Here is a 22,641-nt window from a genome sequence, read left to right as displayed (position 1 = left end):
GACTGCAACGTATTCAATTAAGCGGAACGGGCTACGCAAAAAAATGCCCGGTAGCAAATGACACCGGGCAACAGGTTTAACCCAACGCTTTGGCAAGCAGGGTGATAGGGTGTTCGCAGCGAAGACTTGTTGACATCTCAATCTGCCATTTACACGTTTCGCAGTCGGTCACGACGATATCCGCGCCGCTTTCTTCAATCTGGCGGAATAACGGTGCGCCGATTGACTGTGACGTCGGATAGTTTTCTTTTTTGAATCCGTAAGTTCCGGCGATCCCGCAGCACTGTGAATCCAGCACAGTCAGTTCAAGTCCGGGAATTTGTCGCAGCAGTTCCAGCGTATAGAGTGTCCAGCCCATTTTCTCCATATGACAGGGTGTGTGATAGACCACTTTTAGCGGCAACGTTTTCAGCGGCAACGTTTTCCCTTCGTCCAGCTTGCGCCACAGCCAGCGTGTAGCCAGTTCAATATGTTCGCGCAGACCTGAGTTGTCGACATCCAGCACTTCAGGGTATTCATCGCGTAGCGCAAAGGTACAGGTTGAAGAGGTGGCAATAACCGGGATGCCTTTTCCGTCAATCGCTTCTCGCAGTGAAGCCACATTACTTACCGCCTGCTTACGTGCTTTATCGGTGAAACCGTTGGCGATCAGTGGTACACCACAGCATTTCTCTTTACTCAGCAGTTGTACGCCGGTACCCATCGCATTCAGCACTTTTATCAGATCTTTACCGAGTTGCGGATGGTTGTAGTTCACAAAACAACCGTGGAAAAACGCGACCTGATCCTGATACTGCGCCTGTTGCGCGGCTATGCTGCGATACCAGCGACGGAAGGTACCGAATGAGTACTTCGGCAGCGTACGGCGATGATCGATTTTTAGTGCATAATCAAGAAGCTGGCGCACCGGTTTCAATGATGTAGCGGTGTTCACGATGGGTGCGAACGGCGTAGAAACACTGCCCATCAAATCGGTATGGCTTAAGACAAAGTTACGTATCGATGGACGCGTCGTGTCGTATTTGGCACGAGCGCGTTGAATGATATCGCCAATTTTGACATCCGAAGGGCAGGCCACTTCACAGCGTTTGCAGTTGATGCAATATTTCAGCGCATCGTCGTATAACGCGCCATCTTTCAAACGCAGACGTTCACCGTCAGGGCCGGCTTGTTTAGGGCCAGGGTAACCAGGGTTGACACGGCTTACCGGGCAGGCTGTGGTGCACACTGTGCATTTGATACAACTTTCAAAACGTGTGTCGCTCATTGCTGGCCTCCTGCACGTTTCGCAATATGATGAGCGGCGTGTAAAGCGCTCACTGCGCACACTCCGCCTCCACAACCCTGGGCGATAGGGTCAAAACCGCCAAGTACCGATCCGATGGCAAACATATTCTCTACTGTTTTTCCTGCAAGCGATGGACGCAGTTCAGCATCGGTGGTTACGCCAAACTGTTGCCACGGCTGCGGATCAAAAACGTCACGCTGATACCATTGCGCGCGTGTGGCGGTTTGTTGTACATCCAGACCGAGAATCGGCTCATGAACGGCCTCACGTGTGGCAACCAGCCCGCTGCTAAAGAAGCTACCGCTGGCGAGCACGGCGAAGCGTGGACGCAATGGAATATCGGCATGGTTGCGGGTCCAGATTTCGCTGACAACACCATCCTGACAGGTGATTTTTTTCACTTCATCGCCAGGCATCCACACCCCACCCTGGCGTACAAATTGGCGCTGCAATTTGTTATGCAGGCGCATGCCCAACACTGATGGCGGTAAAGTGGGTAATAACATCAGTGAGCAGGGCAGGCGGTCGTTGAGCCACTTCCAGAGCCGATCGTCAGCCAGACCGAAACAGGCTGGCATAATTATCATGTCGCAGGTTTTTGCGATTGGCAGCAGGGCGTCATAGAGCAGCGACCATTTATCTTCGTTATCTAACAGACGTGCAATGTTGACGGCACGAAACTCGGTTGGGTTATCACGCAGGACATCCAGTTCTGGCAAATCGATTTCAGCCGTGTCGACGCTGAGGTTACGCTGGCGCAGTGAGGCCGCGGCCAGGTGCGCCTGGAAATCCAGTAAGCCGCTAATTCCCACCACACAGATGCGTTGTGCTGATAACGGCCAGACCGGCACTTCCGCCGAACTAAGCCAGGTTGAACGCAGGGTTCCCAACGGTGTTACACGTTGATGAGCCTGATGAACCTTACCGTGCAAATGTGTTCCGCACTCTTCCAACAGATTCTGCGCCTGCTGCGCCAGCGCCAGTACGGTCTGCGTTCCGATGGTGCTATAAGGATGACCCGGAGCTTGAGTACGCAGTGCATTCAGCCCCGCTTCAATGTCGGTTACCGGTTGACCATCTGGCAGATTGCTGAGCAAATCCAGTGAACCGGAGGAAAAGTGCAGAGCGCTTTGGCCGCGGGTAACAATCGTGCAGCGCAACCCGCTTTTTTGCAGTTGTAGGCCACACATCAGCCCGGCGAGACCGCCGCCGATAATGACGGTATCAAATTTCATCCTGGTGCTCCTTTTCCAGACCGCATAACCCCTGATAAACCCAGCGGGTGAATTCGCTTTCGCGCAGTGCATCTCCCCACGCGATAGGCTGCACGCCTTTCCAGCGTTCGTTGAGGAATTCAGAAAGCTGGGTGATAGATTGTGCGGCGGTAGTGACATTAAAACGTTGTAGCAAACCTGCGGCGCGGCAGGCACACAATTCGCCCTGACACGTCCCCATCCCGACGCGGGTGCGACGACGTAAGTCGAGCAAACTGTTGACGGTTAAATTTTCAACGGCATATTGCACTTCGCCTGCGGTGACGGCTTCACATTCACAGACCAGGCTGCGGTGTTGACGGCCTTCGCTAAGCCATGCCGGGGTGCGGTCGCCATGGCGGTAGACCGCTGAGCCGCGCAGTGGTGCTGGCAAAGAGATAACGCGTTTAAGCGTGTGTTCGGTCGATTCCTGCGAGCCTGGCAGTGCTGTCTCTGCGGTCGTACAAGGGCGAGAATTGCCCAGTTTTCGGCACACTGCGTCGGTGGCCCATTCCGCCATCAGGCGGTAGGTCATCAGTTTGCCACCGGTAATGGTGATAAATCCGTCCAGTCCGTCGCGCGTGGCGTGATCGAATAACACAATACCGCGGCTGACGTTACGGCCGGTCGGATCGTCGTCGCTGGCCACCAGCGGACGCACACCGGAGTAAGCACGCAGGATGCGAGTTTTCGCCATAATTGGCGCCAACTTCTCACCTTCACGCAGCAGAATATCCACCTCTTCTGCGGTGACGCGGTTGCTGTCGATATCGTCGTAATCAATGTGCTGTGAGGTTGTACCGATCAGCGAAATGGTATCGCCAGGGACCAGAATATCGGCGTCAGATGGCTTACGGCAGCGGTTGATAACATGCTGGTTTATGCGATGGTCCATGATCAACAGAGAACCTTTCGCCGGGAACATACGGATGCTCAGATCCGCATATTCTGCAATGCGCTGACCCCAGATCCCGGCGGCATTAACAACCACCGGTGCATGCAGAGACTGCATCTCGCCCGTCAGATGGTTGCGTACGTTCACCCCGCACACGGTCGCACCTTCACGAATCAGCCCCGTCACTTCATGGGCCGTTAAGATAATCGCACCGTGCTCTCGTGCATCCAGCATGCTGGCGGCGGTTAAGCGGAAAGGATCAACGGTACCGTCTGGTACTTTCACTGCGCCAATCAGTTGCGGGTTTACCGAAGGTTCGATAATACGCGCCTGCTGTGGATCAATCGCTTCTGCGCGGATGCCCGCGTCTTCGCAGGCACGAATAAAGGTTGTCTGGAAAGAGAGTTCATCTTCTGGCAGCGTAATAAACAGACCGTCCGTCGGCTCAACACAATGGCGGGCGATACGTTTCAGAATTTGGTTTTCGCTAATGCATTCGCGGGCAGATTCAGCATCAGTAACAGCGTAACGTGCTCCGCTGTGCAGCAGACCGTGGTTACGGCCCGTCGCGCCTGTCGCGATATCGTGGCGTTCTACTAAGATGACGCGCAATCCGCGCAGGGCACAGTCGCGTGCGATCCCTGCACCTGTTGCTCCTCCACCAATGATTATCACGTCACTTGTTTGCGAGTCGCGAGTTTTCATTGTTTTTCCTCACAGTTCGTTTTTTATCATTTAGCCACATAAAAAACATGGATTGTTTGATTTCGCGCATAATCGCTCATAATTCGAAAATGAAACGTGATTCCGTGCGCTTTTATGAACATTTGTCATAAATGTGTAACAATCTGTGCTGTAATTCACATTATTGCCCTGAATGTTTCCTTAACATCGCGGCCACACTGGGAGCGGTAGGGTTGTTACGGCAATCTGCAGTGTTTCCTTCGAATGAAAGACGGCCACGGAGGCTACTATATATGTTGAGTATTTTTAAACCTGCGCCACACAAAGCGCGTTTAGCTGCAGCGGAGATCGATCCGACTTATCGTCGATTGCGCTGGCAGATTTTCCTGGGGATTTTTTTCGGTTATGCCGCGTACTATCTGGTACGTAAGAACTTTGCTCTGGCCATGCCGTATCTGGTTGAACAGGGTTTCTCTCGTGGCGATCTGGGCTTTGCGTTGTCCGGTATCTCCATTGCATACGGATTTTCGAAATTCATCATGGGGTCCGTCTCGGATCGCTCGAATCCGCGCGTTTTCCTGCCAGCGGGCCTGATTCTGGCTGCTGCGGTGATGCTGTTCATGGGCTTCGTGCCGTGGGCGACATCCAGCATTGCAGTCATGTTTGTGCTGCTGTTCCTCTGCGGTTGGTTCCAGGGGATGGGGTGGCCGCCGTGTGGCCGTACCATGGTGCACTGGTGGTCGCAGAAAGAGCGTGGCGGCATCGTTTCCGTGTGGAACTGTGCGCATAACGTCGGTGGCGGTCTGCCTCCGCTGCTGTTCCTGTTGGGTATGGCCTGGTTTAACGACTGGAAAGCTGCGCTGTACATGCCTGCCTTTGGTGCGATAGTCGTTGCGCTGTTCGCCTTTGCGATGATGCGTGATACGCCGCAGTCCTGTGGCCTGCCGCCTATCGAAGAGTACAAGAACGACTATCCGGATGATTACAATGAAAAAGCGGAAGAAGAGCTGACTGCGAAGCAGATCTTCATGCAATACGTACTGCCGAACAAACTGTTGTGGTATATCGCTATCGCCAACGTGTTCGTCTATCTGCTGCGTTACGGTATCCTGGACTGGTCACCGACCTATCTGAAAGAAGTGAAGCATTTTGCGCTGGATAAATCGTCCTGGGCTTACTTCCTGTACGAGTATGCCGGTATTCCAGGTACGCTGCTGTGCGGCTGGATGTCGGATAAAGTCTTCCGCGGTAACCGTGGTGCCACAGGTGTGTTCTTTATGACGCTGGTCACCATCGCGACGGTCGTTTACTGGATGAACCCGGCAGGCAATCCGAACGTGGATATGGCTTGTATGATTATCATCGGCTTCCTGATCTACGGCCCGGTCATGTTGATCGGTCTGCATGCGCTGGAACTGGCACCGAAAAAAGCGGCGGGGACGGCGGCAGGCTTTACTGGACTGTTCGGCTACCTGGGCGGCTCTGTAGCGGCGAGCGCCATTGTAGGTTACACCGTTGACTTCTTCGGCTGGGATGGTGGCTTCATGGTGATGATTGGCGGTAGCGTACTGGCGGTGATTCTGCTGGTGGTCGTCATGATTGGTGAAAAACGCCATCATGCAGAAATGATGCTGAAGCGTAACGGGGGCTAATGGATGAAAACCACATTGAAAAGTCTCAGCGTAGCGCTGATGCTGGCAGGTATGGTTGTTAGCAGTGCGGCGGTTGCCGCAGATAAAATTGTCATTGCACACCGTGGTGCCAGCGGATATTTACCCGAGCACACGCTGCCTGCGAAAGCGATGGCTTATGCTCAGGGTGCGGATTTTCTGGAGCAGGATTTGGTGATGACCAAGGATGATCACCTGGTTGTCCTGCATGACCACTATCTTGACCGCGTAACCGATGTTGCTGAGCGCTTCCCGGATCGTGCGCGTAAAGATGGGCGTTACTATGCCATCGACTTTACGCTGGATGAGATCAAATCGCTGAAATTTACCGAAGGTTTCGATATCGAAAATGGCAAAAAGGTACAGACATATCCAGGGCGTTTCCCGATGGGTAAATCTGATTTCCGTGTGCACACTTTCGAAGAAGAAATTGAGTTTGTTCAGGGATTAAATCATTCAACTGGCAAAAACATCGGCATTTACCCGGAAATGAAAGCGCCGTGGTTCCATCACCAGGAAGGGAAGGACATCGCCGCTAAGACGCTGGAAGTGCTGAAAAAGTACGGGTACACCGGTAAACAAGACAATGTCTATCTGCAGTGCTTTGATGTTGCGGAGTTAAAACGCATCAAAAATGAACTGGAACCGAAGATGGGGATGGATCTCAATCTGGTGCAGTTGATTGCGTACACTGACTGGAATGAAACTCAGGAGAAAAAACCAGACGGCAGTTGGGTAAATTACAACTACGACTGGATGTTCAAACCGGGTGCCATGAAGCAGGTGGCGGAGTATGCGGATGGCATTGGGCCGGACTACCATATGTTGGTTGATGAGAAGTCCAGTAAGGGCAATATCTCATTAACGGGTATGGTACAGGACGCGCACCAGAACAAGATGGTGGTGCATCCATATACTGTTCGTGCCGATCAGCTGCCGGATTATGCAACGGATGTAAACCAGCTGTATGACGTGTTGTACAACAAGGCGGGCGTTGATGGGCTGTTCACCGACTTCCCCGACAAAGCGGTAAAATTCCTGCATAAAGAGTAACGGCAGAAGGCCTGCGATGAACGTATTCTCGCAGGCCTTATTTGTGAAGCGTGAGTAGATTGCTAGATGAGGCCGTCAGCAGTCAACGATTCCATATATGCCTGCAGTAGAAATAAAGGGCTGCCGTCTACCGGCGGCTCTTTTGCCAATAACGATATTTGTCGATAAAACGTTGGCTCCAGCGCTACAGAGCGAATTTCCCCGCCAACTGCCTTCAGCGTGAGTTCCGGTAATAATGCAATCCCCAGCCCTTGGCGAATAAAACTCATTGCGGTATCCGGATGGTTAAATTCGTATTTAATAACTGGCTCAATCCCTTTTTCTTTAAACAATGTCATGATGCTTAATTCATAGCGGCCTTTACTGATAATCAGCGGTTCTCCCATCAGTTCTTCCAGCGAAACGGTGGTGTTGGCTGCCAGCGGGTGGCTTTCGGGGACCACTACGGTGAATCTGTCACGAATGACAGGTACGCAATACATATTGCTGACCGGGAAGTGTACAAAGCCTGCATCAATGCTCCCATTGCGGAGTGAATCCACTATCTCGTTGCTGTTCTCTTCGTAGGGTATGATTTTGATAGTAGGGTGCTGATGCTCAAAGTAGCGGATGATGCCGGGTAAAATGCAGGCGCAGGCACTGGGAAAACAGCCAATATGCAGGGTACGAATTGGGTTTTGCTTCTCCTGCTCGGCAATCTCTTTGACCGCGTGCGTTTGCACGATAATCTCACGAAGGTGTGGGATAAGCCGGGAACCTGCTGGCGTTAGCTGAATATCTTTTCGACGCTCACGGATTAAAATATCGATGCCCAGCTCTTCTTCAAGCGCTGAAATAGCCTGACTCACTGCCGATTGGGTCATATAGAGCCGCTTGCTGGCTTCGGTGAAACCACCGTACTCAAGCACGGCAAGCAGGGCGTGGATCTGTGTTAGCGTCATTAGTTATCTCTAATTAATATAATTAAAATGATTAATTTCTCTAATAGCATAGGCCTGTTTATACTTGCTTTCTACATTCAGTACCCAAAATAATTGGCGTCGCCAACACGTAAGCAACGTGAAGTATGACGGGTATAAATCACATTTTGACGCACCTGTCCGTGGTTCAGTTGAGCTGAGCGTTGCCTGCGTGCGCCGTCTGAACAGGTTGTCGAAAATGAAAGAAAAACTGTGGACGAAGGATTTTTGGGCAATAACAATTATCAGCTTTATTATCTTTTTTGTTTTTTATGTCCTGCTGACCCTGCTTCCGATCTATATTTCGGATCGCCTGCATGCGACTCCTGATAAGGCCGGTTTATTAGTCACGTTCTTTTTGGGCGCAGCCATTCTTGTTCGTCCTTTTGCCGGGCAGTGGGTGGGAAAATATTCGAATAAAACGATTCTGGTGCTCTCTTCTCTGGCCTTTTTGGTGGTCACTGCGCTGTATCCGGTTTGCCATTCAATTGAATCACTCCTGCTGATTCGGGTGCTTCATGGTGTAACGTTTGGCGTTATAACCACGGTAAAAGGAACGATTTCCGCGCGGTTGATACCGGCCTCCCGACGTGGGGAGGGCATCAGTTTTTTCTCGTTAGCCATGGGATTGGCGATGGTGGTTGGGCCATGGGTCGGGCTGAACATGGCGCGCTGGGAAGCATACACCGCCGCATTCTGGCTGTGCACGGCCGTGGCGGCGCTGGGGATTGTGCTGTCACTGATTGTCGCCGTACCGCCAGTGATTCGTCACGCTGATGGATCTAAACCGAAGCTGGGCTTTGCCGCCATGTTTGACCGCGCTGCGCTGCCTTTCGCGATGGTGACATTCTTTATGACCTTTTCCTATGCGGGTGTTTCAGCCTTCCTTGCATTGTATGCCCGCGAATTGGATTTGATGGCAGCTGCCAGTAATTTCCTGCTTTGCTACGCTATTTGCCTGATGGTCTGCCGAACTTTTACCGGCAATATCTGTGATAAAAAAGGGCCGAAATACGTGGTTTACCCGTGCTTACTGGCCTTCACCGTTGGGTTGGTGGCGCTGGGTTACACCAACGGGAGTATGATGATGATTCTGGCCGGTGGATTAATTGGTATCGGCTATGGCTCAGTGACGCCTGTGTTTCAGACACAAATTATTAGCTCGGTGGAGCCGCACAAAATCGGTGTTGCCAATTCGCTGTTTTTCAATGCAATGGACGCGGGAATGGCGATTGGTGCGTTCATCATGGGGATGATGGTTGAAGGCGTGGGGTATCGGGCGATTTACCTGGTCGGGGCTTTGCTGGTGGTGCTGGCCGGGGCGTTGTATATCATGCAGATGAAAAGACGCGGAGGTGTGGTATTGGTCTCCGCGCATGAAGTCCATTAAGCACTACATTTCAATCTCAATATCCCCGTTTGCCCGGCAACAGCAGGGCAATATCTCACCCGGCTGAATAAACGCCAGAGGTTCTGCGATCCAGTCAACCTGTCCCGCCACCAGGCGGGTACGACAGGAACCGCAGTAACCTTCGCGGCACTGATACTCGACTTCAACGTTGTGCGATTCGAGCGCGGCGAGCAGGGAAGGATGTTCATCCTGGCACAGCAGCTGTGTGCCAGAGATGCGCAGAGTAACGCGGCCCATCAGAGCTGGAAGTTACTCAGATCGTCGGTATCAACCTCGGAATCGATCTGGCCGACCAGATAGGAGCTGACTTCCACTTCCTGCGGCGCAACCTGGACGTTATCGGATACCAGCCAGGTGTTGATCCACGGAATCGGGTTAGAGCGTGTCTGGAATGGCAGATCAAGGCCAACAGCCTGCATACGAATGTTGGTGATGTACTCAACGTACTGGCACAGGATATCTTTGTTCAGACCGATCATCGAACCGTCACGGAACAGATAATCTGCCCACTCTTTTTCCTGCAGCGCGGCCTGTACAAACAGGTCATAGCACTCTTGTTTACACTCTTCGGCAATTTCGGCCATCTCTGGATCGTCGACACCGCTGCGCAGCAGGTTCAGCATATGCTGGGTGCCGGTCAGATGCAGGGCTTCATCACGGGCAATCAGACGAATGATTTTTGCATTGCCTTCCATCAGTTCACGTTCCGCAAAAGCGAAAGAGCAGGCAAAGCTGACGTAGAAGCGAATAGCTTCCAGCGCGTTAACGCTCATCAGGCACAGATACAGTTTTTTCTTCAGTTCACGCAGATTGACGACAACCGTTTTACCATTGACCGTATGCGAGCCTTCGCCCAGCAGATGCCAGTAGCTGGTCATCTCGATCAACTCATCGTAGTAGCTGGAAATACCTTCCGCGCGTTTCTGGATCTGTTCGTTGGTGACGATATCGTCGAACACCACCGCGGGATCGTTAACGATATTACGGATGATATGGGTATAAGAGCGGGAGTGGATAGTCTCGGAAAATGCCCACGTTTCCACCCAGGTTTCCAACTCAGGGATAGAAATCAGCGGCAGAAGTGCCACGTTCGGGCTACGCCCCTGAATAGAGTCCAGCAGCGTCTGATATTTCAGGTTGCTGATAAAAATATGTTTTTCATGCTCCGGCAGTGCCTGGAAGTCAATGCGGTCACGTGAAACGTCGACTTCTTCCGGACGCCAGAAGAAAGAGAGCTGCTTTTCGATCAGTTTTTCAAAGATGTCATATTTTTGCTGGTCGTAGCGGGCGACGTTCACCGGCTGACCGAAAAACATCGGTTCCAGAAGCTGGTCATTTTTCGTCTGTGAAAAAGTGGTGTATGCCATTGATGTGAATCCTTTGTGGGATGTGCGCCGGAGGCGGTGCAAGCACCTTTCCGGCCTACAAACCGTGCAATCGTAGGCCGGGTAAGCGTAGCGCCACCCGGCATCATTCATCAGATCTTACATGCGCCGCTTTCGCAGCCATCATCCTGAATGGATGGCACCAGATCGTCCTGAGAATCTTCCGCACCGTCGCGGGTGTTCTGATAATACAGCGTTTTGACACCAAATTTGTAGGCGGTGAGCAGGTCTTTCAGTAACTGCTGCATCGGCACTTTTCCTGATGGGAAGCGTGACGGATCGTAGTTGGTGTTGGCAGAAATCGACTGATCGATAAATTTCTGCATGATCCCTACCAGTTGCAGATACCCGTCATTGTTCGGCATCTCCCACAGCAGTTCGTACGCGTCGTGCAGGTGTTCGTAGTCCGGCACAACCTGACGCAGAATGCCATCTTTGGATGCTTTAATGCTCACGTAGCCGCGCGGCGGTTCAATGCCGTTAGTGGCGTTGGAGATCTGCGAAGAGGTCTCCGACGGCATCAGCGCAGAAAGCGTGGAGTTACGCAGACCGTGGGTCTTAATGGACTCACGCAGTTGCTCCCAATCCAGGTGCAACGGCTCGCTGGCAATGGCATCCAGATCTTTCTTATAGGTATCGATCGGCAAAATACCCTGTGCATAGGTGGTTTCGTTGAACCACGGGCATGCGCCTTGCTCTTTTGCCAGTTCGTTAGAGGCTTTCAGCAGGTAATACTGAATGGCTTCAAAGGTTTTGTGGGTCAGGTTATTCGCGCTGCCGTCAGAGTAACGCTTACCGTTTTTCGCCAGCCAGTAGGCGTAGTTGATTACGCCAATACCCAGCGTACGACGGCCCATGGCGCCACGTTTAGCGGCCGGAATTGGGTAATCCTGGTAATCCAGAAGCGCATCGAGAGCACGCACAGCCAGTACGGCCAGTTCTTCCAGCTCATCCAGGCTGTCGATAGCACCAAGGTTGAATGCGGATAACGTACACAGTGCGATTTCACCGTTCTCGTCGTTCACATCGGTCAACGGTTTGGTCGGCAGTGCAATTTCCAGGCACAGGTTGGACTGGCGTACCGGTGCGACAGCCGGATCAAACGGGCTGTGGGTGTTGCAGTGGTCAACGTTCTGAATGTAGATACGACCAGTAGAAGCACGTTCCTGCATCATCAGCGAGAACAGCTCAACTGCTTTCACGCGCTGTTTGCGGATGCTGTCGTCGTTTTCATATTTTGTGTACAGGCGTTCAAACTCGTCCTGATCGGCGAAGAATGCGTCGTACAGACCCGGAACATCGGACGGGCTGAACAGGGTGATGTCACCGCCTTTCAGCAGGCGCGTATACATCAGCTTGTTGATCTGCACACCGTAGTCCATATGACGGACGCGGTTACCTTCTACGCCACGATTGTTTTTCAGCACCAGCAGGCTTTCCACTTCCAGATGCCACATCGGGTAGAACAGCGTAGCGGCACCGCCACGAACACCGCCCTGCGAGCAGGATTTCACCGCTGTCTGGAAGTGTTTGTAGAACGGGATACAGCCGGTGTGGAACGCTTCACCGCCGCGAATCGGGCTACCCAGCGCACGAATGCGACCCGCGTTGATACCAATGCCAGCACGTTGAGAAACGTATTTTACAATCGCGCTGGAAGTGGCGTTAATCGAATCCAGGCTGTCGCCACACTCGATCAGTACACAGGAACTGAACTGACGGGTAGGGGTGCGCACGCCGGACATAATTGGTGTCGGCAGCGAAATTTTGAACGTTGAAACAGCATCGTAGAAACGTTTTACATATTGCAGACGCGTTTCACGCGGATAGTTAGAGAACAGGCAGGCCGCGACCAGAATGTAGAGGAACTGCGCGCTTTCATAAATCTCACCGGTCACACGGTTTTGTACCAGATATTTGCCCTCTAACTGCTTTACCGCAGCATAAGAGAAGGTCATATCACGGTCGTGCACGATGAACGAGTCCATCTGCTTGAACTCTTCTTCCGTGTAGTCTTCCAGCAGATGATTGTCGTATTTACCCATTCCAACCATTTTCACGACATGGTCGAACAGTTTTGGCGGCTCAAACTCACCGTAGGCTTTTTTACGCAGGTGGAAAATTGCCAGGCGAGCAGCCAGGTACTGATAATCCGGCGCGTCGCGGGAGATCAGGTCCGCAGCAGCTTTGATGATCGTTTCATGGATATCGGAAGTCTTGATACCGTCATAAAACTGAATGTGGGAGCGCAACTCGACCTGTGAAATCGATACGTTACTCAGTCCTTCTGCCGCCCAATCCAGAACTCGATGGATTTTGTCGAGATTGATGCGCTCTGTACTACCATCACGCTTTGTCACCAGCAGACTCTGATTCATGTGGTTTTTTACCTGTCCGTGAAAGAAAAAATATCCCCCATATTATCCACAGTGCCACGTTGTGACTAAGTCTGTGGATAAATACTATATGTAGGGGTTGTTTGATAAAATAGACGCTATATGGTGAGTATTCTAGTAGGGATTCTTTTCAGTACAAGAGTTGATTTTGAGGTTAAATTGAGGTTGCAAAAGGGTAAGAATCGCTAAGTGCGCGTCTTATAAGGCCTGGCGGGGATGTCAATAATTGAGAAAAAAAATAGAAAATTTGATCGAGTGCTGATTTCTTCATCTAAGGCAAAGAAAGTTCTTATGATCTGGCACAGGGTTTGCTGGCATAACCTCCGCAGAGGCGAGGCCCCAATACATCGCCGGGAGGCACCGCCGCCCGGCTTGTTGGCTGTCGCTAAATACTGTTCAGGCTGGGGCTGAACTCAACGTGCAACGTACCTTTATAGTACCCGGCCGTTTTATCCGTCACTCTGAATTTATCCACGATCAACCGCAGCGGCGCTGGGGCGCAGAGTACCGGATAGGTAATCGACGGAAGGCGTACCGGGCGAATCTGGTCCGTGCCGTTTACGCCTGAAGATAGGGTGAAAGCAGCACTATTTTTGACTGACATCCAGCCCTTGCTATGGGGATCGAACATCTCCAGGCGGTAATCGATGCGCTCAGCCTCGGCCGTTCCGCCAGACGCCGTGTTATAGATGGAGAAATAGCCGCTTTTCCTTGATGCGCCGCCTTTTCCCTCATCGCTGAACGACAAGGTCATGCTGTCGCTGTTGGAGTTAAACCCATCGTACAGGCACATATCCAGCGTGGTGACGTCTTCAGCAAAGCTATTGCCGGTCACGGAACCGGTGGGATGCAGGTCTAACTGCACCAACGGATTCGCGCCGTTAAATTCCGGGAAGTAGATATCCTGTTTGCCGGTGGCTTTGCCTTTCAGGGTGATGTCGGCGGTGTAGGTCGCGTCATTCACCCCATCATAGTCGAGCTTAAGCCGTCCTTCCCAAACGCCGCCAATGGGAAGGGAGTTCATTTCGCTTTTTTCGATATAAACAGTGAGCAGCCTTGTGTTTGACCTCATGCCCCCGCACATCCAACTACTGTAGTAGTTGATTGCTGTTTTGGGACCGCACTCAGTGAGTGTATCTGTTGACGGATTATAATGGGCGCCTTCAGTGTATGCCTTAACTTTAAGCGTGTGTTTCATCCGGCTGCGTTTTTCCGTCAACACCATTGAAATGGTTGAACCATTGCTCTGATGTGTACAGGTCTGCTGGATAGCGTCATCAGTGCAATAATATGCAGCAAAACCCGCGTCGTAACTTGCTTCCCCTGGATAATTGCGATTCCAGAGATAGGCATCGGCAGGGGCGCCCGACGGTAGTTCATACTCTTGCGAGGTTGAGACTGCAAAGAAGGGCCCGGAAACTGCAGCCGCTTGCGAATAACCAGAAACGCCGATCAAAAGAGCGCATAGCCCTAAATATTTTGTGAATTTCATTGCACACTCTCCCTTTGCGCGGTTTCCATGGCCTGTTTACGCAGCGACTGCTTCAGTTGCGCCTGCACCTGAATCTGCGGCGGCAACTGGTTATAAGGAACGACGGAGCAGGTCACCTCACCGGCATAGCGAATGCTGGCGCGCTTTTTCAACACCTTCAGCGGGCATTTCAGGAAATCGTGCCCGGCAAATACATACAGATCGCGCGATGCGCTCTGCATTTCCAGGGTGAAACCGCCATCTTCCGCTAACAGCAACATGGAACTGTTCAGGCCGATAACCGGGAGATGCTTTGCGGCTTCCGGTAGGTTCAGACGACCGATATAGTTGTAGTTAAAGGTGGCGGATACTTCGCGATAGCGTAGTTTGCCGGGCAATAACATCAGCTTTTGTTTTCCTGAGCCGGTAAGCAAATTGGTGGTGCCGCTTTGGTGCTTACGCGCGCTGTCGCTAACCTCTACGTAGCCCAGCTCATAACTGGTATAGGGGAACAGAACCGATTCATTGCCCGTCAGGCTGGCGCGGCTGCCGTTTGCCGCCGCGTCAACGGACAGCTGTTCCGTCGGCTCTTCGTCGGCATTTTTCACCGCCACCAGCACGGCGGCAGCGGGATCGCCGTTGCCCGAACGGCCAATTTGTACCCCATGACGGCTGATAGCCAGCGTGGAGCTGTAGCTGCCGGTAAAGGCCGTTGAGTGATCGCGGGTCTGTCGGTCGTAGCTGTCGGTCAGGTTAGCGGTCATGTTGCCGTACAGTCCGTCAATGCGTCCGTTAATCCCGCTGTCCAGCGTGTCGGTGTTGATACCGCCAAGACTGATGCCCACTTCTTTGTGGTTGACGTTGTCGTCATACCAGGTCCGGGCAAGGTTCCATGAAGTCTGGTCGTCCGCATTTTTGCTGGTACGGTAATCCGCGCTCAGCGTGGTGGTGCGGCTGCGCGCGTTGGCATCCATCCTCGGCATTTCACTAAAGGTGAACATCAGATATCCGCCATGGTCGTTGCCGCTGCTGCCGCCATCGTCACGGGTGAATACGCCCAAACTGGTGTTGACGATCCAGTTGGTGAAGTTAAACGAGCGCGTGGCGGTAAGCTGAACGCTATCGGACGTTGTGTTTGCGTCGGTCTGGCTAAGATAATTGCTGGCGAAGTCGCTGTTGTTATCCCACCGGGTATGGTAATCCGCATGGTTGCGGGTGCGGTTCCAGTTTAGCGCAAGGTTCCAGCTATATACGTTCTGCGAGATGCCGGCGCTGATGCTTTCAAAGCAGTTGAGATCGTCATCTTCCGCGTCACGATCGCCGGAGCACTGTCCACCGCTGGTGTCCTTACGGTAGAAGCTAAGAGATGGCCAGTTTTCGGCATTCCAGTTCAGTAACTGCATGTTGCCGCGGCCACCCTGGTCGTTATAAAAAAAACCGCTTTGCAGATCCAGATTGCCGAAGGCGCCCAGTGCAGGGGTGATGCGGCCATTGATCTCACTGGAGAAATTGTTATCGACTGAAGCAACGCCGAGCATTATTTCGCTCTGCGCGGTGACCGGGAGACGCATACCGGCCTGCGCGGAAGTGGCATTCGTGTTTTCATCTCCCGTTGAGGAGGTGCTATCCGCCAGCTTGCCTGCCTGAATAAACCACTGGATGTGACCGTCGCTCAGGTTGCCCGTTTTGGTAAACGGTACGATCTCGGTGCGTGCGAGCTGATTGCTTTCATAAATTTTCAACTGCAGGGTATAGCTTCCCGAGGGGAAAGAGGAGGTATCCAGGGACTGGTTGCCTCCATTCAGATAAAACGAACCAAGTAACTGATTATCGCGATAAGCATCTACGCGGGAGCTGCGGGAAAGCAGGACGTTCACTGGTGTCCCCTGATTAGCCTGATCGCGGTTGAGATAGCTCAGCGTGGAGCCTGCGCGCACGCCATCCAGCGTATTTAATGGCAGAAAATAGAAGTTAAAGTTGCCGCCGTCGAGGTTAAACAGGCTGCGGTTGTCCATGCGTCCGCCCTGAACGTAAAAGCGGCTTAAAAGATCATAGCGATAGTAGAGTTCGCTAATGTCGGCGTCAGTATTGGTTTCCCCGTCGCTTTCGTAACCGTTCAGGCTCCAGTAAGCGCCAATGTAGCTTTTTTCGCTCACGCCCAGCGCACCGGTTCCTTGCAGGTAGGCCGATTTGAAGTCGTCCTGAACGGCGATATTAAGATCTTGTTGATGAATGAAGGCGTTAGTCACATTGTCATCATTGCTGGGGGTCAGATAAAGCGAGGGTTTCCCGCCATCCGGATACCACTGCTTGTTCAGAAAGAGGTTTACGGTATTTTGCTCATCGTTATAAATCAGCGCCACATCATCGGTGGTCAGATAGCCGCAGCCCGCGCTGTTATTAATAGCGGAGCAGGCCAATTCGCCGTGACGCGCCAGAGGGTGCTGTAGTTTGCTGTCGACGGTTTTAATGATGTTTTGATCGTCGCCTAACGACATTGCCGCGATGAGCTTTTGTGGCTCTTTGAATTTTACGGTATCAAGGTTAACGGTGGCGAAAAATTTCCCGAGGTTACGCCCACCCAAATAAACATCAACATATTCCTGTTGACCTAATACGATAGCTTCAAAACCCGGTGGGATTTTATTCGTACGGGCTTGTGTGGTGTTGAATATGGAAAAGATTAATAGCCCAAGAATTGATTTTTTCATTATTCATTCACCGTCCCTGGTATTGAAAAATGAACCGAAGGAGGCCCTTCGGTTCATCATGCTTAATGATTTACATCGATTACTGATACAGATAAATGCTCAGCACGCCCTGATAGGTGCCAGTGGCCAGCACGCCCTGGGTTGCCTGAGAGATGAGCAGAGGTTTGGCGACAGAACCGGTCTGGATGGCGTCGTCGCCGTTCGGGAACAGGTCAGTCGCGGTCAGCGTGGTATCTGTGGTGGTGATTGTGTCGGCACCCCACTTAATGGTCATTGGCACGGTGGCTCCGCCGAGATTATTGACCAGGCTGAAGTCATTTGCCAGGCGCATTTTTACATCGGTGGTTACGTCGTTTGCCCAAATTTTGGTTTGCAGAGAGACCGGAGCCAGACCTGTACCAGGGAAGTACTGCATATCAACGTTTTTTGGCAGCGCGGAACCGTCAGATTGGGTCATATCCAGTGCGGCATCAACGGTCGCGGTAACGGTAATATCTTTTTGCACCGCCATTGCGGAGCCCATGACGGAGAACATTGCCAGTGCAATTAACGATTTGGAGAGCATACCTTTCATCTATTTATTTCCATATATTGAAGAATTAATGGATTGCGAAGTCTTTTTCATTTTTTGACTTATCAATCCAGTTCCAATATTGAACAACGATGCGATCGTAATTCAATATATTCTTAGGCGTATAGCTGGAACCAGGGTAAACATTGATGTTAACTTCCTGCCATACACAATCTTTCTCCTTCTGTCCTTTCTTACACAACCCGGTCTTTAATATTTTAAAACGTTGGTTACCATCATTTTTAATCAGACCCGCCGTTTGCAAACTCATTTTGAGCTGTGGATGCGCTGGTGGAATACTGACTAATACGCCCCAGATAAGATTGAGCGTCAGCTGAGTTTTGACGTTATTGTCTTTGAGCGCTTCGTCGTCAGGCTGTGGGACGGCTTCAAACTTAACCCGATAGGTTGTTTCGGTTTGCACCGGTTCCATGGACACGAGACGGACCATTTTGTTGGCACCTGCCGGCAATGCGAATTTTGGCGGCATCACGACAATAGCATGCGGATCACCAATATTAATTTCAGTTTCTTTTTCCTGTGGAGTATTTCTTCCGGAGACGCTAAGTACAGTCGATTTAATGTATTGTATCTCGTTGGTTCTTGATATTACGCGAACGCTCCCTTCTCCCTGCTCGTTCATGTCGACAGACATAGGGTAGACAGACATGTTTGCATAGCTTAACTGAGAGAAACACGCTAATAAAACAACGTGCAAGATAGTTTTACTCTTCATTGTGTATCACCTGTAATAGCGCTGCTCAATATCCAGTAGGGCGTCAGAGTCTGTGTCGATTCTGGTGGTTATCTTGGGGAATGTGTTTTCAAAGGCACTATATGTTCTTTAAAGAATTTATATTTTTGAGTATCATGGTGAAAGTTAGTTTATCTTAATGGGGGCGTAAGTAAATTTAAATAAATATCCCGTATGAATGTATTTTTTATTTGTGCGCTGACTATAATTACTGCTTTTATTGATATGTGGCCGTGCCCGTGTTTTGGAATGGGGGGTGACAGAACGCGAGAAATATCCAGAAATATCTTGTAGTAAAATCTATCTCAGAGGCTTAAGCGGTGTTTTAGCAGCGAGATGATTTTAGCGGCGACGCTTAACCATGTACGATCAAGCCATTTCTACTACTGCTGATGCTGAATAATTGTCACAGTGAATAAAGTCAGAAATAAAAGAGATGAAAATAATGAAGCGAAAATTTATAAATTGACGCCCGGTAGTGAATTAACGGGATAAATAACCTCAGCAAAGACGCAGTTGGAAAACCGTCAGGCAAATCGTCAGAATTCACACGGGATGTCGGCCGGATAGCGGTTTATCCGGCCGGCGATGCTCGCTACTCGGATTTTGCCGTGGTATGCACCATATAGTTCACATCCACGCCGGGGCCCAGTTTGAAGGTGTTGGTGATGGGGTTGTAATGCAGACCGGTCATGTGACGTTCCTTCAACACCGTCTGGTCAACCCACTGTAATAATTCAGCTGGCTTAATAAATTTTTTCACATCGTGCGTACCTTTAGGCACCATGCGCAGAATATATTCCGCGCCGACCACGGCCATCAACCAGGACTTACCGTTACGGTTGAGCGTGGAGAAAAATACTTCGCCGCCGGGTTTGACCAGTTTGGCGCAGGCTCTGACCACCGACTGCGGGTCCGGTACGTGTTCCAGCATTTCCATACAGGTGACGACGTCATACTGGTGCGCATATTTCTCGGCGTGTTCTTCGACTGTCTCTTGCACATAATCAACATGAATGCCGCTTTCCAGCGCATGCAGTTTTGCCACCTGTAAGGGTTCAAACCCCATATCCAGGCCGGTGACCGTTGCGCCTTCACGCGCCATGCTCTCTGCCAGAATCCCGCCGCCGCAGCCGACGTCGAGTACCTTTTTACCAAACAGACTACCTGACCGTTCGGCGATATACCCCAGACGCAGCGGGTTTATGCGGTGCAGAGGCTTAAATTCACCCTCAAGATCCCACCAGCGCGACGCGACTGCTTCAAATTTGGCAATTTCTTCATGGTCAACGTTGTGAGTTACCGGCGGTTTTTCGGCATTCATTGGGGCTTCTACTCCTAAATTAGCAATGCAAACGAGTATATCAGCCTGACGGGATGAATAAAGCCTCTGTCTGGGGGAATCCATTTACCTGAATCTGCACGGGTGTGTTATAATTTGCGACCTTTGAATCCGGGATACAGTAGAGGGATAGCGGTTAGATGAGCGACCTTGCGAGAGAAATTACACCGGTCAACATTGAGGAAGAGCTGAAGAGCTCCTATCTGGATTATGCGATGTCGGTCATTGTTGGCCGTGCGCTGCCGGACGTCCGAGATGGCCTGAAGCCGGTACACCGTCGCGTACTTTACGCCATGAACGTATTGGGCAACGACTGGAATAAAGCCTATAAAAAATCTGCCCGTGTCGTTGGTGACGTAATCGGTAAATACCACCCTCATGGTGATACCGCCGTTTACGACACCATTGTTCGTATGGCGCAGCCATTCTCCTTGCGTTACATGCTGGTGGATGGTCAGGGTAACTTTGGTTCTGTCGATGGCGACTCCGCAGCTGCGATGCGTTATACGGAAATCCGTATGTCGAAAATCGCCCACGAGCTGATGGCTGACCTGGAAAAAGAAACGGTTGATTTCGTCGATAACTACGACGGCACCGAACGCATTCCAGACGTCATGCCAACCAAAATTCCTAACCTGCTGGTGAACGGTTCGTCCGGTATCGCGGTAGGTATGGCAACCAACATTCCGCCGCACAACCTGACGGAAGTGATCAACGGCTGTCTGGCATATATTGACGATGAAGACATCAGCATTGAAGGGCTGATGGAACATATTCCGGGTCCGGACTTCCCGACCGCCGCGATCATCAATGGTCGTCGTGGTATCGAAGAAGCTTACCGTACCGGTCGCGGCAAGGTATACATTCGCGCACGTGCAGAAGTCGAAGCTGACGCGAAAACTGGCCGTGAGACCATCATCGTGCATGAAATTCCGTATCAGGTGAACAAAGCACGCCTGATCGAGAAAATCGCCGAGCTGGTAAAAGACAAACGCGTTGAAGGTATCAGCGCACTGCGTGACGAGTCTGACAAAGACGGTATGCGCATCGTGATTGAAGTGAAACGCGACGCGGTTGGGGAAGTGGTGCTGAATAACCTCTACTCCCAGACCCAATTGCAGGTTTCTTTCGGTATCAACATGGTTGCGCTGCACCATGGTCAGCCGAAGATCATGAACCTGAAAGATATTATCGCTGCGTTTGTTCGTCACCGTCGTGAAGTGGTTACCCGCCGTACTATTTTTGAACTGCGTAAAGCCCGTGACCGTGCGCACATCCTCGAAGCGCTGGCGATTGCTCTCGCCAACATCGATCCGATCATCGAACTGATCCGTCGTGCACCGACCCCAGCTGAAGCGAAAGCGGCACTGGTTGCGCGTTCCTGGGAACTGGGTAACGTGTCCGCCATGCTGGAACGTGCCGGTGATGACGCTGCGCGTCCTGAATGGCTGGAACCTGAGTTTGGCGTGCGTGATGGTCAGTACTTCCTGACTGAACAGCAGGCCCAGGCGATTCTGGATCTGCGCTTGCAGAAACTGACCGGCCTTGAGCATGAAAAACTGCTCGACGAATACAAAGAGCTGCTGGAGCAGATTGCTGAACTGCTGCACATTCTGGGCAGTGCCGATCGTCTGATGGAAGTTATCCGTGAAGAGATGGAGCTGATTCGTGAGCAGTTTGGCGACGCACGTCGTACTGAAATCACCGCGAACAGCGCTGACATCAACATCGAAGATCTGATTAGCCAGGAAGATGTTGTCGTAACCTTGTCTCACCAGGGCTACGTTAAATATCAACCGTTAACCGATTACGAAGCACAGCGTCGTGGCGGGAAAGGTAAATCAGCAGCACGTATTAAAGAAGAAGACTTTATCGACCGCCTGCTGGTGGCCAATACTCACGACACGATCCTCTGCTTCTCCAGCCGTGGTCGTTTGTACTGGATGAAAGTTTATCAGCTACCGGAAGCGAGCCGTGGCGCGCGTGGACGTCCAATCGTCAACCTGCTGCCGCTTGAGGCCAACGAACGTATCACTGCTATCCTGCCAGTACGCGAGTACGAAGAGGGTGTGAACGTCTTTATGGCGACCGCCAGCGGTACGGTGAAGAAAACGGCGCTGACCGAGTTCAGTCGTCCGCGTTCTGCCGGTATCATTGCGGTTAACCTGAACGAAGGCGACGAGCTGATTGGCGTTGACCTGACGTCCGGTAGTGATGAAGTCATGCTGTTCTCTGCTGCCGGTAAAGTGGTGCGCTTCAAAGAAGATGCTGTTCGTGCGATGGGTCGTACCGCGACCGGCGTACGCGGTATCAAGCTGGCAGGCGAAGACAAAGTCGTTTCTCTGATTGTTCCGCGCGGTGAAGGTGCCATCCTGACCGTGACGCAGAACGGCTACGGTAAGCGTACCGCGGCGGAAGAGTACCCGACGAAGTCTCGTGCGACGCAGGGCGTTATCTCCATCAAGGTTACCGAGCGCAACGGCTCTGTTGTCGGCGCGGTGCAGGTTGAAGATACCGACCAGATCATGATGATCACCGATGCCGGTACGCTGGTCCGTACTCGTGTGTCGGAAATCAGCGTGGTTGGGCGTAACACCCAGGGCGTGATCCTCATCCGCACGGCGGAAGATGAAAACGTAGTGGGTCTGCAACGTGTTGCTGAACCGGTTGATGATGAAGAACTTGACTCCATCGACGGTAGTGCTGCGGAAGGGGATGATGATATCGCTCCTGAAGCGGAAAGCGACGACGATGCGGCAGATGACGCAGAAGAGTAATTAAGTTGTGATGAGAAGGGC

Annotated in this window: 16 protein-coding genes; 4 read left to right on the top strand and 12 right to left on the bottom strand. The window is 51.7% G+C overall.

Annotated elements, in window-relative coordinates; translation table 11 throughout:
- Positions 1-76 precede the first annotated feature (76 nt).
- The 3 genes from glpC to glpA are packed head-to-tail and all read right to left on the bottom strand — an operon-like array spanning position 77 to position 4,141.
- Entirely contained in the window at positions 77-1,267 is a 1,191-nt protein-coding gene (gene glpC / locus NNO02_RS09730) for an anaerobic glycerol-3-phosphate dehydrogenase subunit GlpC (protein ID WP_271440127.1), read from the bottom strand.
- Complete coding sequence (gene glpB, locus NNO02_RS09725) at positions 1,264-2,523, bottom strand: glycerol-3-phosphate dehydrogenase subunit GlpB (protein ID WP_271454675.1); 1,260 nt, start codon at positions 2,521-2,523, stop codon at positions 1,264-1,266. Before glpB ends, glpC begins: the two co-directional genes overlap by 4 nt.
- Positions 2,513-4,141, bottom strand: coding sequence for an anaerobic glycerol-3-phosphate dehydrogenase subunit A (gene glpA, locus NNO02_RS09720; protein ID WP_271454674.1), 1,629 nt, complete (start codon positions 4,139-4,141; stop codon positions 2,513-2,515). Before glpA ends, glpB begins: the two co-directional genes overlap by 11 nt.
- 272 nt (positions 4,142-4,413) lie before the next feature.
- Between glpA and glpT the strand changes: the two genes are divergently transcribed.
- Both glpT and glpQ read left to right on the top strand, forming a co-directional pair.
- The gene (gene glpT, locus NNO02_RS09715; protein WP_137384134.1) at positions 4,414-5,772 is read left to right on the top strand and encodes a glycerol-3-phosphate transporter; all 1,359 of its coding nucleotides are present in this window, start codon (positions 4,414-4,416) and stop codon (positions 5,770-5,772) included.
- Between the two features lie 3 nt (positions 5,773-5,775).
- On the top strand, positions 5,776-6,843 hold the full coding sequence (gene glpQ, locus NNO02_RS09710; RefSeq protein ID WP_137384133.1) for a glycerophosphodiester phosphodiesterase: 1,068 nt from the start codon (positions 5,776-5,778) through the stop codon (positions 6,841-6,843).
- Positions 6,844-6,905: 62 nt separating this feature from the next.
- Here the strand turns inward: glpQ and NNO02_RS09705 are convergent, their stop codons facing one another.
- Positions 6,906-7,784: a LysR family transcriptional regulator gene (locus NNO02_RS09705; protein ID WP_271448516.1), complete on the bottom strand. Its 879-nt coding sequence runs from the start codon at positions 7,782-7,784 to the stop codon at positions 6,906-6,908.
- 217 nt (positions 7,785-8,001) lie between these two features.
- Here NNO02_RS09705 and NNO02_RS09700 point away from each other — a divergent pair, with 217 nt between their 5' ends.
- Positions 8,002-9,192 (top strand): MFS transporter, encoded by a 1,191-nt coding sequence (locus NNO02_RS09700; RefSeq protein WP_333908928.1) that lies wholly within the window; start codon positions 8,002-8,004, stop codon positions 9,190-9,192.
- Positions 9,193-9,195: 3 nt separating this feature from the next.
- On the opposite strand, the gene yfaE is transcribed toward NNO02_RS09700, so the two are convergent.
- The 8 genes from yfaE to ubiG all read right to left on the bottom strand — a co-directional run bounded on the left by yfaE (position 9,196) and on the right by ubiG (position 19,825).
- Positions 9,196-9,450, bottom strand: coding sequence for a ferredoxin-like diferric-tyrosyl radical cofactor maintenance protein YfaE (gene yfaE, locus NNO02_RS09695; protein WP_115643144.1), 255 nt, complete (start codon positions 9,448-9,450; stop codon positions 9,196-9,198).
- The gene (gene nrdB / locus NNO02_RS09690) at positions 9,450-10,580 is read right to left on the bottom strand and encodes a class Ia ribonucleoside-diphosphate reductase subunit beta (RefSeq protein ID WP_271454672.1); all 1,131 of its coding nucleotides are present in this window, start codon (positions 10,578-10,580) and stop codon (positions 9,450-9,452) included. Before nrdB ends, yfaE begins: the two co-directional genes overlap by 1 nt.
- Positions 10,581-10,690: 110 nt before the next feature.
- A complete protein-coding gene (gene nrdA / locus NNO02_RS09685; protein WP_271454671.1) occupies positions 10,691-12,976 on the bottom strand; it encodes a class 1a ribonucleoside-diphosphate reductase subunit alpha in 2,286 nt (761 codons plus the stop codon).
- A 403-nt stretch (positions 12,977-13,379) separates the two neighbouring features.
- On the bottom strand, positions 13,380-14,486 hold the full coding sequence (locus NNO02_RS09680; RefSeq protein ID WP_271454670.1) for a CfaE/CblD family pilus tip adhesin: 1,107 nt from the start codon (positions 14,484-14,486) through the stop codon (positions 13,380-13,382).
- The gene (locus NNO02_RS09675; RefSeq protein ID WP_271454669.1) at positions 14,483-17,176 is read right to left on the bottom strand and encodes a TcfC E-set like domain-containing protein; all 2,694 of its coding nucleotides are present in this window, start codon (positions 17,174-17,176) and stop codon (positions 14,483-14,485) included. Before NNO02_RS09675 ends, NNO02_RS09680 begins: the two co-directional genes overlap by 4 nt.
- 79 nt (positions 17,177-17,255) lie before the next feature.
- Entirely contained in the window at positions 17,256-17,750 is a 495-nt protein-coding gene (locus NNO02_RS09670; protein WP_271440118.1) for a CS1 type fimbrial major subunit, read from the bottom strand.
- A 25-nt stretch (positions 17,751-17,775) separates the two neighbouring features.
- Complete coding sequence (locus NNO02_RS09665) at positions 17,776-18,483, bottom strand: fimbria/pilus periplasmic chaperone (RefSeq protein WP_271454668.1); 708 nt, start codon at positions 18,481-18,483, stop codon at positions 17,776-17,778.
- 613 nt (positions 18,484-19,096) lie between these two features.
- The gene (ubiG, locus tag NNO02_RS09660; RefSeq protein ID WP_271454667.1) at positions 19,097-19,825 is read right to left on the bottom strand and encodes a bifunctional 2-polyprenyl-6-hydroxyphenol methylase/3-demethylubiquinol 3-O-methyltransferase UbiG; all 729 of its coding nucleotides are present in this window, start codon (positions 19,823-19,825) and stop codon (positions 19,097-19,099) included.
- A gap of 158 nt (positions 19,826-19,983) precedes the next feature.
- Between ubiG and gyrA the strand changes: the two genes are divergently transcribed.
- Positions 19,984-22,620 carry a DNA topoisomerase (ATP-hydrolyzing) subunit A gene (gene gyrA / locus NNO02_RS09655; RefSeq protein WP_271454666.1) on the top strand — a complete coding sequence of 879 codons (2,637 nt, stop codon included), beginning with the start codon at positions 19,984-19,986 and terminating at the stop codon, positions 22,618-22,620.
- Positions 22,621-22,641: the final 21 nt, after the last annotated feature.

It is taken from the genome of Citrobacter sp. Awk 2, from assembly GCF_028069815.1.
In the GTDB taxonomy this organism is placed as follows: Bacteria; Pseudomonadota; Gammaproteobacteria; order Enterobacterales; family Enterobacteriaceae; genus Citrobacter.
This window is presented reverse-complemented; position numbering and strand designations above follow the sequence as displayed.

Bases quoted from the DNA above. Each gene is read 5' to 3' on its own strand.
- glpC (WP_271440127.1), bottom strand. From the start codon at position 1,267: ATGAGCGACACACGTTTTGAAAGTTGTATCAAATGCACAGTGTGCACC.
- glpB (WP_271454675.1), bottom strand. From the start codon at position 2,523: ATGAAATTTGATACCGTCATTATCGGCGGCGGTCTCGCCGGGCTGATG.
- glpA (WP_271454674.1), bottom strand. From the start codon at position 4,141: ATGAAAACTCGCGACTCGCAAACAAGTGACGTGATAATCATTGGTGGA.
- glpT (WP_137384134.1), top strand. From the start codon at position 4,414: ATGTTGAGTATTTTTAAACCTGCGCCACACAAAGCGCGTTTAGCTGCA.
- glpQ (WP_137384133.1), top strand. From the start codon at position 5,776: ATGAAAACCACATTGAAAAGTCTCAGCGTAGCGCTGATGCTGGCAGGT.
- NNO02_RS09705 (WP_271448516.1), bottom strand. From the start codon at position 7,784: ATGACGCTAACACAGATCCACGCCCTGCTTGCCGTGCTTGAGTACGGT.
- NNO02_RS09700 (WP_333908928.1), top strand. From the start codon at position 8,002: ATGAAAGAAAAACTGTGGACGAAGGATTTTTGGGCAATAACAATTATC.
- yfaE (WP_115643144.1), bottom strand. From the start codon at position 9,450: ATGGGCCGCGTTACTCTGCGCATCTCTGGCACACAGCTGCTGTGCCAG.
- nrdB (WP_271454672.1), bottom strand. From the start codon at position 10,580: ATGGCATACACCACTTTTTCACAGACGAAAAATGACCAGCTTCTGGAA.
- nrdA (WP_271454671.1), bottom strand. From the start codon at position 12,976: ATGAATCAGAGTCTGCTGGTGACAAAGCGTGATGGTAGTACAGAGCGC.
- NNO02_RS09680 (WP_271454670.1), bottom strand. From the start codon at position 14,486: ATGAAATTCACAAAATATTTAGGGCTATGCGCTCTTTTGATCGGCGTT.
- NNO02_RS09675 (WP_271454669.1), bottom strand. From the start codon at position 17,176: ATGAAAAAATCAATTCTTGGGCTATTAATCTTTTCCATATTCAACACC.
- NNO02_RS09670 (WP_271440118.1), bottom strand. From the start codon at position 17,750: ATGAAAGGTATGCTCTCCAAATCGTTAATTGCACTGGCAATGTTCTCC.
- NNO02_RS09665 (WP_271454668.1), bottom strand. From the start codon at position 18,483: ATGAAGAGTAAAACTATCTTGCACGTTGTTTTATTAGCGTGTTTCTCT.
- ubiG (WP_271454667.1), bottom strand. From the start codon at position 19,825: ATGAATGCCGAAAAACCGCCGGTAACTCACAACGTTGACCATGAAGAA.
- gyrA (WP_271454666.1), top strand. From the start codon at position 19,984: ATGAGCGACCTTGCGAGAGAAATTACACCGGTCAACATTGAGGAAGAG.